Origin of the sequence: Enterobacter cloacae complex sp. P6RS, assembly GCF_014982245.1 — a bacterium.
GTDB lineage: Bacteria > Pseudomonadota > Gammaproteobacteria > Enterobacterales > Enterobacteriaceae > Enterobacter > Enterobacter bugandensis.
Map to the genome: position 1 here is coordinate 1 of NZ_JADCLB010000019.1, position 17,375 is coordinate 17,375.

At 60.9% G+C, this 17,375-nt stretch carries 17 protein-coding genes and 1 pseudogene; 6 read left to right on the forward strand and 12 right to left on the reverse strand.

Annotation, left to right across the window (positions count from 1 at the left end):
* Window positions 1–117: pseudogene (locus INF73_RS13390) on the forward strand (IS481 family transposase); the annotation flags it as partial.
* A 495-nt stretch (window positions 118–612) separates the two neighbouring features.
* Here INF73_RS13390 and INF73_RS13395 read toward each other — a convergent pair.
* Window positions 613–1,083 carry an SRPBCC family protein gene (locus INF73_RS13395; protein ID WP_193542198.1) on the reverse strand — a complete coding sequence of 157 codons (471 nt, stop codon included), beginning with the start codon at window positions 1,081–1,083 and terminating at the stop codon, window positions 613–615.
* Between the two features lie 42 nt (window positions 1,084–1,125).
* Window positions 1,126–2,142, reverse strand: a complete 1,017-nt coding sequence (gene mtnA, locus INF73_RS13400; RefSeq protein ID WP_193542200.1) for an S-methyl-5-thioribose-1-phosphate isomerase — start codon at window positions 2,140–2,142, stop codon at window positions 1,126–1,128.
* A 104-nt stretch (window positions 2,143–2,246) separates the two neighbouring features.
* On the opposite strand from mtnA, the gene mtnK reads away from it, so the two are divergent.
* Window positions 2,247–3,446, forward strand: a complete 1,200-nt coding sequence (gene mtnK / locus INF73_RS13405; protein WP_193542202.1) for an S-methyl-5-thioribose kinase — start codon at window positions 2,247–2,249, stop codon at window positions 3,444–3,446.
* Between the two features lie 40 nt (window positions 3,447–3,486).
* On the opposite strand, the gene INF73_RS13410 is transcribed toward mtnK, so the two are convergent.
* From INF73_RS13410 to INF73_RS13425, 4 genes are read right to left on the reverse strand one after another with little or no spacing between them, the layout of a single operon-like run.
* Complete coding sequence (locus tag INF73_RS13410; protein ID WP_193542204.1) at window positions 3,487–4,728, reverse strand: LVIVD repeat-containing protein; 1,242 nt, start codon at window positions 4,726–4,728, stop codon at window positions 3,487–3,489.
* The gene (locus tag INF73_RS13415) at window positions 4,725–5,789 is read right to left on the reverse strand and encodes a sugar ABC transporter substrate-binding protein (protein WP_193542206.1); all 1,065 of its coding nucleotides are present in this window, start codon (window positions 5,787–5,789) and stop codon (window positions 4,725–4,727) included. Before INF73_RS13415 ends, INF73_RS13410 begins: the two co-directional genes overlap by 4 nt.
* 19 nt (window positions 5,790–5,808) lie before the next feature.
* Window positions 5,809–6,804, reverse strand: coding sequence for an ABC transporter permease (locus INF73_RS13420; RefSeq protein ID WP_193542208.1), 996 nt, complete (start codon window positions 6,802–6,804; stop codon window positions 5,809–5,811).
* The gene (locus INF73_RS13425; RefSeq protein ID WP_193542211.1) at window positions 6,801–8,303 is read right to left on the reverse strand and encodes a sugar ABC transporter ATP-binding protein; all 1,503 of its coding nucleotides are present in this window, start codon (window positions 8,301–8,303) and stop codon (window positions 6,801–6,803) included. The genes INF73_RS13420 and INF73_RS13425 overlap by 4 nt, the downstream gene beginning before the upstream one ends.
* Before the next feature lie 159 nt (window positions 8,304–8,462).
* Between INF73_RS13425 and INF73_RS13430 the strand changes: the two genes are divergently transcribed.
* The 4 genes from INF73_RS13430 to INF73_RS13445 all read left to right on the forward strand — a co-directional run bounded on the left by INF73_RS13430 (window position 8,463) and on the right by INF73_RS13445 (window position 11,217).
* A complete protein-coding gene (locus tag INF73_RS13430; RefSeq protein ID WP_193542213.1) occupies window positions 8,463–9,551 on the forward strand; it encodes an oxidoreductase in 1,089 nt (362 codons plus the stop codon).
* A 57-nt stretch (window positions 9,552–9,608) separates the two neighbouring features.
* Window positions 9,609–10,352 (forward strand): SDR family NAD(P)-dependent oxidoreductase, encoded by a 744-nt coding sequence (locus tag INF73_RS13435; protein WP_193542215.1) that lies wholly within the window; start codon window positions 9,609–9,611, stop codon window positions 10,350–10,352.
* Between the two features lie 183 nt (window positions 10,353–10,535).
* Window positions 10,536–10,838, forward strand: coding sequence for a type II toxin-antitoxin system RelE/ParE family toxin (locus INF73_RS13440; protein ID WP_193542217.1), 303 nt, complete (start codon window positions 10,536–10,538; stop codon window positions 10,836–10,838).
* Window positions 10,813–11,217 (forward strand): helix-turn-helix transcriptional regulator, encoded by a 405-nt coding sequence (locus INF73_RS13445; RefSeq protein WP_193542219.1) that lies wholly within the window; start codon window positions 10,813–10,815, stop codon window positions 11,215–11,217. The genes INF73_RS13440 and INF73_RS13445 overlap by 26 nt, the downstream gene beginning before the upstream one ends.
* On the opposite strand, the gene INF73_RS13450 is transcribed toward INF73_RS13445, so the two are convergent.
* From INF73_RS13450 to entE, 6 genes are all read right to left on the reverse strand, one after another.
* Entirely contained in the window at window positions 11,214–11,411 is a 198-nt protein-coding gene (locus INF73_RS13450; protein WP_006809671.1) for a YbdD/YjiX family protein, read from the reverse strand. The genes INF73_RS13445 and INF73_RS13450 overlap by 4 nt on opposite strands.
* 60 nt (window positions 11,412–11,471) lie before the next feature.
* On the reverse strand, window positions 11,472–13,577 hold the full coding sequence (cstA, locus tag INF73_RS13455; RefSeq protein WP_193542220.1) for a pyruvate/proton symporter CstA: 2,106 nt from the start codon (window positions 13,575–13,577) through the stop codon (window positions 11,472–11,474).
* Window positions 13,578–13,726: 149 nt separating this feature from the next.
* Window positions 13,727–14,140, reverse strand: coding sequence for a proofreading thioesterase EntH (gene entH / locus INF73_RS13460; protein ID WP_193542222.1), 414 nt, complete (start codon window positions 14,138–14,140; stop codon window positions 13,727–13,729).
* On the reverse strand, window positions 14,140–14,895 hold the full coding sequence (entA, locus tag INF73_RS13465; RefSeq protein WP_193542224.1) for a 2,3-dihydro-2,3-dihydroxybenzoate dehydrogenase EntA: 756 nt from the start codon (window positions 14,893–14,895) through the stop codon (window positions 14,140–14,142). Before entA ends, entH begins: the two co-directional genes overlap by 1 nt.
* Window positions 14,895–15,749 carry an isochorismatase gene (locus INF73_RS13470; protein ID WP_193542226.1) on the reverse strand — a complete coding sequence of 285 codons (855 nt, stop codon included), beginning with the start codon at window positions 15,747–15,749 and terminating at the stop codon, window positions 14,895–14,897. Before INF73_RS13470 ends, entA begins: the two co-directional genes overlap by 1 nt.
* Window positions 15,750–15,759: 10 nt before the next feature.
* Window positions 15,760–17,370: a (2,3-dihydroxybenzoyl)adenylate synthase EntE gene (gene entE / locus INF73_RS13475; RefSeq protein WP_193542228.1), complete on the reverse strand. Its 1,611-nt coding sequence runs from the start codon at window positions 17,368–17,370 to the stop codon at window positions 15,760–15,762.
* Window positions 17,371–17,375: the final 5 nt, after the last annotated feature.

The window sequence follows — 17,375 nt, forward strand, 5'->3', positions numbered from 1 at the left end:
CGGGTCGGGCTGAGGGAGACACAGGATGACGGCTGCTATGAAGTGTGGTGGTACAGCACGAAAGTGGGGGTGATCGACCTGAAGAAAAAGTCGATCACCATGGGTAAAGGATGTTAAAAAGTGTTCACCATGGGTAAAGGATGTTAAAAAGTGTTCACCATGTCCCCGAACACCTGTCTACCATGTCCCCGGACTGTACAGGGGAGAGGGTTAGGGTGAGGGGAACATACGGCTGTGGTGGTCATTCCGTTCACTTTATGTTCCCTGCTACTCTGTAACGACATGACCGGTGAACGTGCCAGGGTGGCTCAGTCGCCACCACCCTGGCGACCCGGGCTCCCGGCGGTAAATCGCCGCTTCGCGGTGCCCTCGGCTTATTCCTTCCGGCTTATCGGGTACGGGCGGAGGTAACGTCCCTGTAAAGCCCGCCCTCTCGGCGCATCCCTGCGCCTCGCCCCGGCCTGCAGGAAACGCCTCAGCGATTTACAGCCGGACCAGAGCATCGCTGAAAGCCTTAAATCGTTCTGAAACAACGTTAATGCTTCTGCTTAAAAATTACTGGGGAACCCTCAGCCCTGTGGGAGAGGGTCGGGGTGAGGGCACCAGCGCGCACTAAGCGTTAAGCCCTTTCACATACGCCACCAGCTGATCCACCACAATCCCCCACCCTTCATGGAAGCCCATCTGTTCATGCTGCTCGCGGATTTCCTTCGTCGGATGGCGCGCTATCGCCGTATAGCGGGTTTTCCCCTCCCCGACGTCTTCCAGCAACAAAATTGCCGTCATAAACGGCTTCTCGGCCGGTTTCCAGCCTTCGGTATAGCCGTCGGTAAACACCAGTTTTTTCCCCGGGTCGATTTCCAGGAAGACACCCCGGTTATCCATCCGCTGTCCGTCCACCTCAAACACGGTGTTGAACCGCCCGCCCACGCGCAGGTCGAGGTCGCATTCGGTCACCTTGTGCGGAGCAGGAATGAAGAAGTTTTTGATGTGCTCCGGCGTGGTCCAGCAGAACCAGAGCAGGTCGCGCGGTGCGTCCACCACGCGCTCCAGTTTTAAGTCTGTTTCAGGATCGAGCGTCACGATGTTGTCCTCTCAGGGAACCCCCTTAAAGGATAGCCGGACTCAGGCAAATTTCCCTTCCGCCACCTCATCCGGCGTGACCACACCCGTATCCAGCACCCAGCCACTAATCAGCGAGGCAGGCGTGACGTCAAATGCAGGGTTATACACCACCGCGTCTTCCGGCGCCCACTGCACCGCGCCAAAGCTTCCGGCAACGCCCGTCACCTCGCTGGCGGCGCGCTGCTCGATGGGGATCGCATCCCCGTTCGGGCAGGCCGGGTCGAGCGTCGTTTGCGGGGCGGCGACGTAAAACGGAATACCGTGAAATTTCGCCAGCACCGCCAGCGAATAAGTGCCGATCTTGTTCGCCACGTCACCGTTAGCCGCAATGCGGTCTGCGCCCACCCACACGGCGTGCACCTGCCCTTTCGCCATCAGGCTGGCGGCCATGGAGTCGGTAATCAGCTGATACGGCACCCCCAGCTCGCCCAGCTCCCATGCGGTCAGCCTGCCGCCCTGCAACAGCGGACGGGTTTCATCCACCCAGACGCTGCTGACGTTGCCTTCCTGATGCGCCCGGGCAATCACGCCCAGCGCCGTACCGACGCCCGCGGTTGCCAGCCCGCCGGTGTTGCAGTGGGTCAGCAGACGGCTGCCGGGCTTCACCAGCGCGCTGCCCGCTTTTGCAATCGCGTCGCAAAGCCGTTTGTCTTCGTCAATCAGGCGCAGCGCCTCAGCCACCAGCGCCGGAACGAAATCCTCTTCCCACAGCGCAAGCTTCATGCGGTCGAGGTTGTTCATCAGGTTTACCGCCGTCGGGCGGGATGCGCGAAGCGTTTCCAGCGCCACCGCCAGCTCATCGCGGCTTTTACCGTTTTCCGCCAGCAGCGCCAGCAGCAGGCTTGCAGAGAGACCAATCAACGGCGCGCCACGCACGCGCAGAGCATGGATATGCCCAACCAGCGCCTCCACCGTTGAGGCATCCAGCCAGCGTTTCTCCTGCGGAAGCGCCTGCTGGTCGAGAATAAAGAGCTGATTATCCGCCACCCGCAGGCTGGTCGTCTGTAATGTCTGCATGTCGTTAATTCCCTGTTGCGTTGTTGTAGCACATTGTGTCAGGATGAAATCCAGATGTATAGACGTCTACATGTCTTAATTAGTTAACTCATGAGGAACAGGCCATGTCGCAATACCGTACCTTTACCGCTCAGGACGCCGTGGAGTATGCCAGGCAGTTTGGTGGGCTTGACGATCCGTCATCGCTGGTAGAGGCGCAGGAAGTGGGCGACGGCAACCTCAATCTGGTTTTTAAAATTTACGACAGCGCGGGCGTCAGCCGCATTATCGTCAAACAGGCACTGCCCTACGTGCGCTGCGTCGGCGAGTCATGGCCGCTGACGCTGGATCGCGCCCGCCTCGAGGCGCAAACCCTGGTCGAGCATTACCAGCACAGCCCGCAGCACACCGTGAAAATCCACCACTTTGATCCGGAACTGGCGGTGATGGTGATGGAAGATCTCTCCAGCCATCGCATCTGGCGCGGCGAGCTGATCAACAACATTTACTACCCGCAGGCGGCGCACCAGCTGGGCGAATACCTCGCGCACGCGCTGTTTCACACCAGCGATTTCTACCTGCACCCGCACGCGAAAAAAGCGCAGGTGGCGAAATTCATCAACCCGGAGATGTGTGAGATCACCGAAGATCTGTTCTTCAACGATCCGTACCAGGTTCATGAGCGCAATAACTACCCTGCCGAGCTGGAAAATGACGTCGCCGCCCTGCGCGACGACGCCCCGCTAAAAATTGCCGTGGCCTCCCTGAAGCACCGCTTCTTCTCGCATGCCGAAGCGCTGCTGCACGGGGATATTCACAGCGGCTCGATATTTGTGGCCGACGGCAGCCTGAAGGCCATCGACGCCGAGTTCGGCTATTTCGGGCCGATTGGCTTTGACGTCGGCACCGCCATCGGCAACCTGCTGCTCAACTTCTGCGGCCTGCCGGGCCATCTGGGCATTCGCGATGCCGCCGCCGCGCGCGAGCAGCGCCTGACCGATATTCAGGAGCTGTGGAACACCTTCGCGGAACGCTTCCAGGCGCTGGCACACGAGAAAACGCGCGACACCGCGCTCAGCGCGCCAGGCTATGCCTCCGCGTTCCTGAAAAAAGTCTGGCATGATGCCATCGGGTTCTGCGGCACCGAACTCATTCGCCGAAGCGTCGGGCTTTCCCACGTCGCGGATATCGACACCATTCAGGACGAGGCCATGCGCCACGAGTGCCTGCGCCACGCGATAACGCTCGGCAAGGCGCTCATTGTGATTGCCGACCGTATCGACAGCGCGGAAGATCTGGTGGCGCGGGTGCGGCAATACAGTTGATTTTCTCCCTCTCCCTGTGGGAGAGGGCATCAAACCGCACTTACCCCAGATACTCAATCACCGACAGCCCGGCGTTATAGTCCGTGCTGTAGATAATTCCCTGCGCATCCACAAACACGTCACAGGACTGGATCACCTGCGGGCGATTCGGCCGCGTGTCCATCATCCTCTCCGGTGCCGCGGGCACCAGCGCACCGGTTTCCACTGGGCGATACGGATTGGAGATGTCATACGCGCGCACGCCCGCATTCTGATAGGTAGCAAAAATCAGCGTTGAGCTGACAAAGCTCCCCGGCCGGTTCTCGTGCAGGTTGTGCGGCCCAAAATGCGCCCCTTTTGCCACGTAGTCGATTTCATCCGGCTGCGGGAAAGTAGAAATGCTGACCGGATTCGACGGCTCGCGAATATCAAACAGCCAGATCAGCTTCTCGCCGTCCTGCTGGTTATCCAGCACCGCTTCGTCCAGCACCACCAGCAGATCCCGGTCCGGCAGCGGCAGCGCGGTGTGCGTCCCGCCGCCAAACGGCGGGCTCCAGTTGCGGTGGCTAATAAGCTTAGGCTGACTGCGGTCCTTCACGTCCAGCAGCGTTAAGCCGCCGTCGCGCCAGCTGCCGTACGCCGTATCGCCGGCAATAATCGCGTGGTGGAGCGCGTAGCGTTTCCCTTCCGGCCAGTTCGGCTGTTCGCCTTCGGCCTGGTTCATGCCCGGCAGCCACCAGCGCCCTGCCACCTCAGGCTTACGCGGGTCCGCCAGGTCGATCGTCAGAAAGATGTAGTCGGTAAAACCGTCGATCAGCGCCGACACGTACGCCCAGCGGCCACCGACGTACCAGATGCGGTGAATGCCAATCCCGCTCAGCGACAGAAAGCCGATTTCGCACGGCGCGTCCGGGGTGGAGATATCAAAAACGCGAAGCCCGGCGCTCCAGCCCCTGTCCTGCACGTCGCTGACGGTCTCTCCTACCTGACGGGTGTAGTAGACCTTCTCGTCGGCGAAGCGGGCATCGGCAAACAGATCCCGGGCGTTAATCACCAGCAGCAGGTCGTCATGCGCCTGGAGGTGCACGTTCCAGGTGCCCGGCGGCGCAGGCACATAGCCCGCGGGTTTCGGGTTTTTCGGGTCGCGCACGTCGACTATCGAAAAGCCCTGCGACACCATATGGCCGATCCAGGCGAAACCGCGGTGCACCATCAGCTGCACGCCGTCCGGGCGACCGCCCTGGTCGCTATGGCCGATCAGCCGCATATTGCGGCTGTATTCTGGCGTGGGGAGGATGCTCATTTATTTTTCGCTTCCAGCGTCGCAAACCACGGCGCAATAAAATCTTCCGTCTGGCCCCAGCCCGGAATGATTTTGCCCAGCGACGCTACGTTCACCGCCCCCGGCTGCGCGGTCAGCAGCGCCTGCGGGATCGCAGCGGCTTTGAAGTCGTAGGTGGCAGGCGTGGCTTCCCCGGCAATCTTGTTGGCGATCAGGCGCACGTTAGTCGCACCAATCAGCTTCGGATCCACCGCCACGCTCACTGCCCACGGGCTACCCGGCTCGCGCATCAGCTGTAAATCCTGGTTGGAGATATCAATGCTATAGAGCTTGATCTCGGTGCGTCCATTCTCCTTCAGCGCTTTATACGCCCCCTGGCTGAAGGCGTCCCAGGTGCCCCAGATGGCGTCGATTTTGCCTTTCGGGTATTTCGCCAGGATCGCGCCCACCTTGTTGGCGGTGTCGCCCTGCACGTCAGAAGAGACCGCGCCGATGGATTCCAGCTCTTTAATCTCCGGGTACTGCTTTTGCAATTCTTTATAGGCTGCCTGACGGCGCTCCATCGGCGGGAAGCCCGCCACCCACAGCTTGACGATGTTGGCCTTGCCGTTGAAATCTTTCGCCAGCTGGCCGAAGGAGAGATTCGTCAGGGAGGCGTCGTCCTGCTGGGTGACGGTCACGCCCGGGATCTCGCCGTTTACGGCGGTATCAAATACGGAGACCTTGATCCCGGCATCCACCGCCTTCTTCACCAGCGCGGTGGAGTACGGATCGCGGCCCTGCGACAGGATGATCCCGTCATATTTCTGGCTGATGGCCTGGTTAACGAAGTCCTGGAATTTGGCGTCATCCCCGTTGCTCAAAAAGGTGCTGACCTTAAAGCCGAGCTTTTTCCCTTCCTGAATGGCCCCGGCAACAAACTGCGTGGTGTTGTCGTCCGAGCCGAGGTTACGGATCACCGCGATGCGGATCGGTCCGTCGTGGTTCGCAATGGCGGCCGGAACCGGCGCGGGCGTGGCCGCGAATCCCGGCAGAGAAGTGAGTAACCCCAGTGCCACCAAAGAGAGCGCAATCTTTTTCATTTTTTATCCCGTTGTGTTGTCAGCGTTTTTGTATGTAGGTAATCGCCAGCGCTACCGCGAGCACCAGCCCTTTTATTATGTCCATGGCGTAATACGGCACGGAGAGCATCACCAGCCCGTTCGACAGCACGCCGAGGATCACCGCCCCCACCAGCGTGCCAAGCGCGTTCGGCTTGCCGGACCCGGCCAGCGAGAAGCCAATCCACGCCGCTGCCACCGCATCCATCAGATAGCCGCCGCCCGCGTTCACCTGCGATGAGCCAATGCGGGAGGCCAGCAGAATGCCGCCCAGCCCCGCCAGCAGAGAGGCAATCACGTAGGCCGCCACCTTGTAGCGCGTGGTGCGAATGCCCGAGAGGCGCGCCGCTTCCGGGTTACCGCCAATGGCGTACATCCGGCGTCCGTGAGTGGTCAGCGACAGCCCCAGCTGCGCCAGAAGGGTCACCGCCAGCATGATGATGACGATGGTCGGCACCTGCCCCAGCAGGCTGAACGCCGCCGGAATGGTCCCTTCCGCCATGTCGCCGCTCGGCAGCACCATGTTCTCGGTAATCGACCCGCCGTAGCTGTAGGTCATCGCCACGCCCTGGATGACAAACAGGCTGGCGAGCGTCGCGAGCATGTCCGGAATACGCAGGATGACGATCAGGAAAGCGTTAAACAGGCCGACCAGCGTACAGAGCGCGAGGGTGATTACAATCGACTCGGTGGTGCCGAAGCCGTGCCAGACGAAGAGCGAAATGACCAGCGCGTTCGCCAGCGACGCCGTGGAGCCCACGGAAAGATCGAACCCGCCGACGGTCAATGAAATCGACACGCCTATGGCAATCACCGTCACGATGGCAATCGAGCGCAGAATATTGATGATGTTGTTCGGGTCGAGGAAGCTGTCCGACGCCAGGCCAAAGACGGCCACCAGCGCGACGACGGTGAGCAGCATGCCCCATTTATAGAGAAAATCAAAAAGTTGCTGACGGCCAGACACCGCCGCGGTCACTGAAAGGGCCTTGCTCACGACGCCGTTCCTCCGGTTGAATAATAAAGTAGTGTCTCTTCACGGGCCTCTTCCCCGGCGATTTCCGCCACGATGCGCCCGTCCCACAGGACGCAGATGCGGTCGCACAGTCCCACCAGCTCGGCGAACTCGCCGGAGGCGTAAATCACCCCTTTGCCCTCGCGAGCCAGGCCGTCAATCAGCTGGAACAGATCGGTTTTGGCCTTCACGTCAACGCCTTTGGTCGGCTCGTCGAAAATCAGCACGCTCGCATCGTTACGCAGCCACTTGCCGATGGCCACCTTCTGCTGGTTGCCGCCGGAGAGACGTCGCAAAACCTGTCCGGGACCGCGGGCGCGAACGCCGACGCGGGCAATGACCTCTTCCGCCCAGCGCCACGCCTGACGATGACCAAACAGGCTCCAGCGCGAGAAGCTGTTATCGGCGCACACGGCAAGGTTCATGCTCACCGGCTCGTCGATAAAAATGCCCTCCTTGCGCCGCTCCTCCGGCACCAGCGCCAGGCCGCGCAGCACCGAGTCTGCCGGATCGCGCGGCTGCCAGGATTGATGATTCAGCTCACCGCGCGCCACGCGGCTTTTGCTGGCGCCAAACAGCGCCTTGCAGAGTTCGGTTTTCCCCGCCCCCGCCAGCCCGGCAATGCCGAGAATTTCGCCTTTGCGCAGGTGCAGGGAGATATCCTTCAGCAGCGCGTCGTCGTGCAGGCCTTCCACTCGCAGCAGCGTTTCGTCGCCGTGCGGCGGTCGCGCGGGCGGGTAGATATCGCTCAGCACGTGGCCGAGCATCTTCTCAACAATCTCTTCACCGCTGAGATCGGCCATCGGGCCGGACTCAATCAGCTTGCCGTCGCGCAGCACCGTCAGGGTGTCGCAGATAGCTTTTAGCTCGTGAATGCGGTGGGAGATAAACACCACGCCGATGCCCTGCTGTTGCAGACGTCTTACCACCGCAAACAGACGCTCGCTCTCGTGCGCGTCCAGCGGCGCGGTGGGCTCGTCAAGAATCAAAAAACGGCAGTGGTGGGACAAAGCGCGTGCCAGCAAAATCTGCTGCTTTTCGGCAAGCGTGCAGCTGTCGATGGAGCGGCGAACGTCCAGCGTAACGTCGAGCTGCGCCAGCGCCTGTCTCGCCTGCTGACGAACGGTGCGCCAGCGGTAGCGGTGCCCCGGCTGCGCCAGCTGGTCGAGCATGATGTTTTCAGCAATGCTTAACCCCGGGATTAGCGCCACGTCCACCTCCTGCTGCACGAGGTGGATGCCCAGCCGTTTGGCGTCCAGCGGCTCGCGGATGCTTACCGGCTGGTTGTTAATGCTGATTTCGCCTTCATAGTGGTCGTGCGTCCCGCACAGCACCGCCATCAGCGTTGATTTCCCCGCACCGTTGGCGCCAGTCAGCGCATGCACCGACCCGCCGTTCAGCGTGAAGTCCACGCGCGTCAGCGCCTGAAAGCCGGAAAAGGCCAGGCTGATACCGCGCATTTCAAGGCGACTGGAAACCATCCGCGTAAATCCTTCATAACTCTTCTGATTTATCGAATTTTTCACAGCTCCGGTTGACTGACAACGACGGAAAAGGCATAAGATAAAGCGAAATATTATTAGCCATCCGGATGTCCAGACATAACATCGGGTTAGCGCTTGCGAAAAAAGGACAACACCATGAGCAACACCGACATCCGCGTCGTGCCCGGCCCGGCGAACTACTTCTCCCATTCCGGAAGCCTTGCGCATCTGAATGACTTCTTTACCCCGGAACAGCTTTCCCGCGCAGTGTGGATTTACGGCGAGCGCGCAATAGAGGGCGCGCGCCCGTTCCTGCCGGAGAGCTTTAACGCGCCGGGGGCGAAGCACCTGCTGTTTAAAGGCCACTGCAGCGAGCGCGACGTCACCCGTCTGGTGAACGAATCCGGCAGCGATGCCAGCGTGGTGATTGGCGTGGGCGGCGGCGCGGTGATGGACACCGTCAAGGCCGTGGCGCGCCGCTTAGGCGTTCCGTTCGTGGGCATTCCCACCATCGCCGCCACCTGCGCAGCGTGGACGCCGCTCTCCGTCTGGTACAACGATGCCGGTCAGGCGCTGCAGTTTGAGATTTTTGACGACGCTAACTTTCTGGTGCTGGTGGAGCCGCGGATCGTTCTGAACGCCCCGGCGGAATATTTGCTGGCGGGCATCGGCGATACGCTGGCGAAGTGGTACGAAGCGGTGGTTCTCGCCCCACAGCCGGAAATCCTGCCGCTGACCGTGCGCCTTGGCCTTAACGGCGCGCTGGCGATCCGCGACGTGCTGCTGGAACACAGTGAGCAAGCGCTTGCCGACCAGCAGCGCGGCGAGCTAACGCAGGCGTTTCGGGACGTGGTGGACGCCATTATTGCCGGCGGCGGGATGGTCGGCGGCCTGGGCGAACGCTACACCCGCGTGGCGGCGGCACACGCGGTGCACAACGGCTTGACCGTGCTGCCGCAGACGGAAAAATACCTGCACGGCACCAAGGTGGCCTACGGCATTCTGGTGCAGAGTGCCCTGCTCGGCCAGGACGACGTGCTGGCGCAGCTGGTGGCGGCATACCGGCGCTTTAACCTGCCGACCACGCTTCGCGAGCTGGACGTCGACATCAATAACCGCGACGATCTCGACAAGGTCATCGCCCACACGCTGCGCCCGGTGGAGTCGATTCACTATCTGCCGGTGACGTTAACGCCTGAGGCTCTGCGCGCCGCGTTTGAGAAAGTAGAATCCTTCCGCCGTTAATTGCGCCGACGGGCTATACCTAATGATGGTTCTCACCACTCTCGTAACGAGGTCATCATGCAGATCGATTTAACAGGTAAAAAGGCGCTGGTTACCGGCGCCAGCCGCGGGCTGGGTCGTGCGATTGCCCTGTCGCTGGCGCGCGCCGGTGCCGATGTGGTCATCACCTATGAAAAATCCGCCGATAAAGCCCAGGTGGTCGCCGATGAAATTAAGGCGCTGGGGCGGCACGGCGAGGCCATTCAGGCGGACAGCGCCAGCGCGCAGGCGATTCAGGATGCCGTCACCCATGCGGCACGCTCTCTCGGCGGACTGGACATCCTGGTCAATAACGCCGGTATCGCGCGAGGCGGCCCGCTGGAGTCCATGACGCTGGCGGACATCGACGCACTGATCAACGTCAACATTCGCGGCGTGGTGATCGCCATTCAGGAAGCGCTGGTGCACATGTCCGACGGCGGACGCATCATCAACATCGGCAGCTGTCTGGCGAACCGCGTGGCACAGCCGGGGATTGCCGTCTACTCAATGACCAAATCTGCACTGAACTCCCTCACCCGCGGTCTGGCCCGCGATCTTGGCCCGCGCGGTATTACCGTTAACCTGGTGCACCCCGGCCCGACCAACAGCGATATGAACCCGGAGGACGGTGAACAGGCTGACTCACAGCGTCAGCTTATTGCCCTGGGCCATTACGGCCAGCCGGAAGACGTCGCGGCGGCGGTCACCTTCCTCGCCAGCCCGGCAGCCGGGCAGATCTCAGGCACCGGTCTGGACGTGGACGGCGGTTTGAACGCCTGATCGCAATATTCCTGCAAGCCTCTGTCGCCCGGCAGAGGCCTTGTCGAGCCGCCTCGACGGTTTGCGTTTTGCCTCTTACCTGCGCTTTTTTTCCGCTCTACAGTACCCCATAAGAAATTCGGAATTTATCTAATAGTCTTATTATTTCCTTATAATTTGTGTGGGCGTACAGTGGAGGTACGGATGAAGATCGTGTGGTCAAAAACAGCAGAGAAGCAATTTTCTAAAATCGATACGCGATATCAGAACCGCATTAAATTCAGGCTGGAGAAGATGGATGATAAAACATCACCTTTCGCGGATATCAAGAAATTATCTTCTCCCGAAAACCACTACAGGTTGCGATTAGGTGATTACAGGGTCATTTACACCTTCGGAGACCCGCCGGGTGATACCTGTTACGTAGTGGCGGTAAAACGCCGGACAACCACCACCTACCTTCATGAGGAGCATACGGAATATGACTGTTCAGTTCATCAAGGATGAAGAAGGAAAAAAACAGTATGTAGTCATTCCCTACGATGAATATTTTCGCATGCGTTTAGCCATGCTTGAGTATGATGACGATGATGAAAACGACTGGGAAGACATCCCTTACGAATCAGATATCTACGATAACGTAGGTTTACCGGGGGAAGTGTGCGACGTCATGCATAACGAGAACGTCAGCCTGCAGGCCGCATGGCGCATTCTGCGCGGCATGTCGCAGCAGGAGGTGGCGGAAAAACTCGGCATCAGCCAGTCCGCCGTATCACAGCTGGAAGCGCTGGACTCCCGTCCGCAAAAGCGCACCCGCGAAAAGCTGGCGGCAATTTATGGCTGCAAGCAGGAGCAAATCAGCCTCTATCTCCCGAAAGAGGGTTAACAGCACTTCGCCCCGCCCTTGCCGCCGTAACGGGCGTCCTGGCGGTCGCGGAAAAACTCTTCGTAGGTCATCGGCGTCTGGTCCGGGTGGTTGACGCGCATATGCTCGACGTAGTTGTCGTAGTCCGGCACGCCAATCATCATTTTGGCGGCCTGGCCCAGGTACTTACCTGCTTTGGAAAGGGTGTCGAACATAGTTTTGATCTCACAGGTAATGTAGGCCGGGTAAGGCGAAGCCGCCACCCGGCACAAAGGTTAGTGCGCCCCTTTCGCCTGGGTCACAATCTCGTCCAGGTTTTCAGGCATGGGCTCGTACGGCATCTCTTTCGCCGTCGGCGTGTCGACCTTCAGCGCCGCCAGCGCGGTTTTCAGAGAATACAACGCCAGCACCACAACCACCACCATAAAGAAGATGGTCAGCCCGGCATCCAGACGGTTGTTGAACACCAGCTGCGACAGCTGTGACTCGGTGTACTGCGCCGGGATCTTACCGCTGTCGATCATCGCCTGAAACTTGTTGGCGATGGCCAGGAAGCCCACCTTGTTGTCCGGGCTGAAGGCTTTTTGCCAGCCCGCCGTCAGGGTACAGATCAGCAGCCACGCGGTTGGTACCAGCGCCACCCACGCGTAGCGCTGGCGCTTCATCTTGAACAGCACCACCGCACAGAGCATCAGCGCCATGCCCGCCAGCATCTGGTTGGCGATACCGAACAGCGGCCACAGGGTGTTGATCCCGCCCAGCGGATCGACCACGCCCTGATGCAGGAAGTAGCCCCACGCCAGCACGCACAGCGCCGTCGCCAGCAGGTTAGCCGGGAGCGAATCGGTCCGCTTCAGGTTCGGGGAGATCACCCCCAGCAGATCCTGGAGCATAAAGCGCGCCGCACGGGTTCCCGCATCAACCGCCGTCAAAATAAACAGCGCCTCGAACAGGATGGCGAAGTGATACCAGAACGACACGTCCATCAGCCCGCCCAGCGCGCCGTGGAGAATGTAGGCCATGCCCACCGCCAGCGTCGGTGCCCCACCCGCGCGGGAGATAATTGACTGCTCGCCAACCTCATTAGCGATATGCGTCAGCGTTTCCGGGGTAATGGCAAAGCCCCAGCCGCTCACCACCTGCGCGGCGGACGCTACTACGTCAACGGTGCCGGCCGGGGCCAGTACCGCCATCGGGCTGTTCATCGCAAAGTAAACGCCCGGGTCGATAATGCAGGCGGAGACCAGCGCCATAATCGCCACGAAGGACTCCATCAGCATGCCGCCGTAGCCAATCAGGCAGGCCTGATTCTCGTTGGCCAGCATCTTCGGCGTGGTCCCGGAGGCAATCAGCGCGTGGAAGCCCGACACCGCACCGCAGGCGATGGTAATAAACAGGAACGGGAACAGGTTACCAGTCCAGACCGGGCCGGTACCGTCGATGAATTTGGTCAGCGCAGGCATGGTCAGGGTCGGGCGCATAATCAGAATGCCGATGGCCAGCCCGACGATGGTGCCGATTTTCAGGAAGGTTGAGAGGTAATCGCGCGGGGCCAGCAGCAGCCACACCGGCAGCACCGCCGCCACAAAGCCGTAGCCCACCAGCATCCAGGTCAGCTGCACGCCGGTAAAGTCGAAGAATGGTGCCCAGGTCGGGCTTTCCGCCACCCAGCCGCCGGAGATAATGGCGAACACCAGAAACACCAGGCCAATCACCGACACTTCACCGATGCGCCCCGGGCGCAGGTAGCGAATGTAAATCCCCATAAACAGCGCCAGCGGAATGGTAAAGGCGACCGTGTAGGTTCCCCACGGGCTGTGGGTCAGCGCTTTCACCACGATCATCGCCAGCACCGCGAGGATGATCACCATGATCATAAAGGTCGCCACCAGCGCAATCACCCCGGCGGTTGCCCCCATCTCCTCTTTCACCAGCTCACCCAGAGAACGGCCGTCGCGACGGGTGGAGACGAACAGCACCATAAAGTCCTGCACCGCGCCCGCCAGCACCACGCCCGCGAGGATCCAGATCATCCCCGGCAGGTAGCCCATCTGCGCCGCCAGCACCGGCCCCACCAGCGGGCCTGCACCGGCAATCGCCGCGAAATGGTGACCGAACAGCACTTTTTTATCGGTCGGCACGTAGTCCAGCCCGTCGTTGTGGCGCACGGCAGGCGTCATGCGTGTGCCGTCTACGCCCAGTACCGTCTTTGCGATATAGCGGCCATAAAAACGGTACGCAATGAGATAAATGCAGACGGAGGCAACGACGATCCAGAGCGCATTGATCTGCTCCCCCCGGTTGAGGGCGATATAGCCCAGGGCAAAGGCTCCCACAACGGAGAGCACCGCCCACGTAAGGTATTTCCCTGAGTTGTTCATAGTTGTTGTCCGTTGTTGTGAAACAGTGAGATGTTACATTTTGTTTCTAGAACAACGGATAAAATTTAACAACTTTGAAACGCAATAATGCGTGGTCAAACCAGAGATTTACACCACAGTGTTAAGCCGATCACTTTCAGCTGAATGACTTACCCCAGCACCATCGTACTCAACCGACAGGTACAGCACCGCCGCCCCTGCTCGTCAAATACCACGATCTCCCAGCTCTGGCTCGAACGCCCCAGATGCAGCGGCTGACACATGCCGCGCACCTTACCGTGAGAGACCGCACGATGGTGCGTGGCGTTCAGCTCTGTGCCGACCACGCTCTGCCCGTCGCGGGTCATCAGAAAACCGGCCATTGAGCCCAGCGTTTCCGCCAGCGCCGCCGACGCCCCGCCGTGCAGCAGGCCAAACGGCTGATGGGTACGGGCATCCACCGGCATCTCCGCTTCCAGCGTGTCGTCCCCGAGGCGGGTATAGACGATGCCCAGGTGCGCCACCAGGGTGTTCACGCTGGTGGCGTTCAGTTCTTCAAGCGATAAATGACGTTTCCAGATCATTACGCCCCCAGCGTGGAGCCGCCGTCCACCACGATATCCTGCAGGGTAATATGGCTGGCGGCATCGGACGCAAGGAACAGCACGGTGGCGGCAATTTCCTGCGGACGGGCGATTTTGCCCAGCGGAATGCCGAGCTTAAACTGCTCGCCAAAGCCGCGAATACGCTGCTGTTCCGCGTCGTCGCTTTTCCACAGGGTGCGCTGCATGTCGGTATCCGTTGAGCCGGGCGACACCAGGTTACAGCGCACGCCGCTCCCCGCCAGCTCCAGCCCGACGGTCAGCGCCAGGCTTTTCAGCGCCGCCTTCGACGCGCCGTAGGCGCTCATCCCGATGCGCGGGGTGTGCGCCGCGTCGGAGGCCACGGTCACTATCGCTCCGCCCTGCTGACGGCGGAACTGGCCCATCGTCTGCTGAAACAGGTTAAACGCACCGCCGACGTTAACTGCAAAGGTCTGCTGCCAGTCTTCCTGCGAAAGCTCGTCCGTCGCGCCCATGCGCAGAATGCCCGCCGCGTTAACCAGCACGTCGAGGCGCTCAAGGGTGCCGAGTAAACGCCCGCAGACGTCGCCCACCTGCGCCGCGTCCGCCACGTCCAGCGTTTCGGTGGCAAACGGATAATCGTCCTGCGGGAAGGCCAGATCGAACCCGGTCACCCGCGCGCCCGACTCCACAAAGGCCAGCGCGGTCGCATAGCCAATACCTTTACCCGCGCCCGTTACCCAAACCGTTTTACCGGTAAAATCGAACCCCGCCATCACTTCACCTCACGGGAGAGCAGCGCCCACCATGCGTCGAGGGTCGGATTTTTCGCCAGCATCACGAAGTCGATGTCGCCGTGCACCTTCCGCCAGCGGGCGGCCAGCGCCATCATGCGCACCGAGTCCAGACCGTAGTCGATCAGGTTTTCGTCATCCATCGGCTCGTCGGACTCGTCCAGCAGCGGCAGGATCAGCGCGCGCAGCGCGGCTTTCGTTGCCGGAACGGACGGCAGCAGCTCGTCGGTCATCACCACGCGGCCAGAACGTCCTGCCACGTATTTCAGCGACATCAGGTGCTCGTCGCGGGTGAAATCCGCCAGCGCGTCGGCGATAAAGAACGGCTTGATGTCGCGCATAAAGGCGTCGGTGGCGGTGGTCATGCAGCCGATGTGGGCATAAACGCCGGTAATCAGCAGCTGGTTGCGGCCGGTCTCTTTCAGCATCTGCTCCAGCGGTGAGCGGTGAAACGCGCTGTAGCGCCACTTCACCAGCACGGTGTCCGCTTCGTCCGGCGTCAGTTCAGCCACGATACGCTGCTGCTCCGGCGAGCGGGTCAGGCCCGGCCCCCACATGTCGTTCAGCAGGGCACGGTCTTCATCGCTCTGCTCTTTCGGCTGCGCGGTGTAGTACACCGGGATATTGTGTTCTTTGCAGTAAGCGCGAAGTTTAACGATGTTCGCCACCACCTGCTGCATCATGTCGCTATTTTCGCCCCAGAAGTTCAAGAAATACTCCTGCATATCGTGGATCAGCAGCGCGGCGCGCTCCGGCTCAAACGCCCAGTTGACCTTGTTGGTCGGCAGCTCTACGGCGGTTGGCAGCGCGTAAGCGGTTAATTTTGGAATGGCCATTCTCTGTTCCTCAGCCCCGGGCGTGTTCAGCAAGCCACAGGCGCAACTGTTTCTTATCAACTTTGCCGACCGGCGTGAGCGGAAGCGCATCCACGCTCTCCACGCGGTCCGGCAGCTTAAATTCGGCAACGCCCTGCTCACGCAGGAAGCGGCGCACCTCAACCGCACGCAGGGGCTGTTTCACCACCAGATACGCACAGCTTTTTTCGCCCAGCAGGCTGTCCTCCATGCTCACCAGCGCGGCGTGGATCACCGCTTCGTGGCGCAGCAGCAGGTTTTCGATCTCTTCGGCGGCAATCTTTTCGCCACCGCGGTTGATCTGATCTTTCTCGCGCCCCTGCACGGTGATGTAGCCCTGCTCATCAATGGCGATCAGATCGCCGGAGCAGTAGAAACCGTTGGCATCAAAGGCGCTGGCGTTGTGCTCCGGGCTGTTGAAATAGCCGCGGAAGGTGTACGGGCCGCGCGTCATCAGGCGCCCGACTTCCCCGCGCGGCAGCGGGTTGCCGTCCTCGTCCGCCACCCACACCTCGTCGTCCGGACACATTGGGCGGCCCTGGGTGTTGATGATGCGTTCCGGTGCGTCGTCGAGGGCGGTGTAGTTCACCAGCCCTTCCGCCATGCCAAACACCTGCTGCAGCTGGCAGCCGATTTCCGCCGGAATACGCGCCGCGAGCGTGGCGGAGAGGCGTGCGCCGCCCACCTGGAGCAGCTTGAGGGATTTCAGCTGCGCGTTCCCCGCGCCGTCGGCAATCGCCTGCAGCCAGAGGCTCACCGCCGGAGGGACCAGCGACGTCACGTTGATCTGATGCTGCTCAATCAGCGGGAAGCAGAGCGTGGCGCTCGGATCGTTCGCCAGCACCACGCAGCCGCCCGCCGTGAACACGCCTAACGATCCCGGCGAGCTCATGGCGTAGTTATGCGCCGCGGGAAGCGCGTTCAGATAGCGGGTGTGCGCAGTGATGCCGCAGATTTCATTGCTGCGGCGGATGCTGTAGTCGTAGTCGTTGTGCGTACGCGGGATCAGCTTCGGCGTGCCTGTGCTGCCGCCGGAGAGCTGGAAGAACGCCACCTCGTCTGCGGGCGTCGGGTTCGGGATGAAGTTGTCCGCCGGGCGCGCAATCGCCGCTTCCAGCGCATGTTCACCCTTATCGCCGCGCAGCAGCACGGCGCGAACCGAGCGGTGTTCATCCACAAAGGTATTGAGAAAATCATCCCCCGCGAACAGGGCATGTTCGCGATCGGCAATCAGCACGGCGGGTTTGATCTGGGCGGCGTAGGCGTTCAGCTCGCTGCGCTGATGGCTAAAGAGCGCGTTAACCGGCGCGACGCCGATCTGCAGCAGCGCGAAAAAGGTGATGTAAAACTCGGCCACGTTGCCGAGCTGCACCAGCGCGGTCTCGCCGCGGTGCAGCCCCTGCGCCTGAAGGGCAGACGCGAGGTTATTCACCGCCTCATTAAACGCGCGGTAGGTGATGTGCCGTTCGCCGTCGATAATCGCCACCGCATCGCTTTGCGCATGGTCCGTCAGGATGTGGGTCAGCGGCAGATCCTGCCAGTAGCCTTTTTCACGGTAGCGGCGGGCAAAATCCTCAGGCCAGCGGGTAAAGGGAATAGTCATAAACG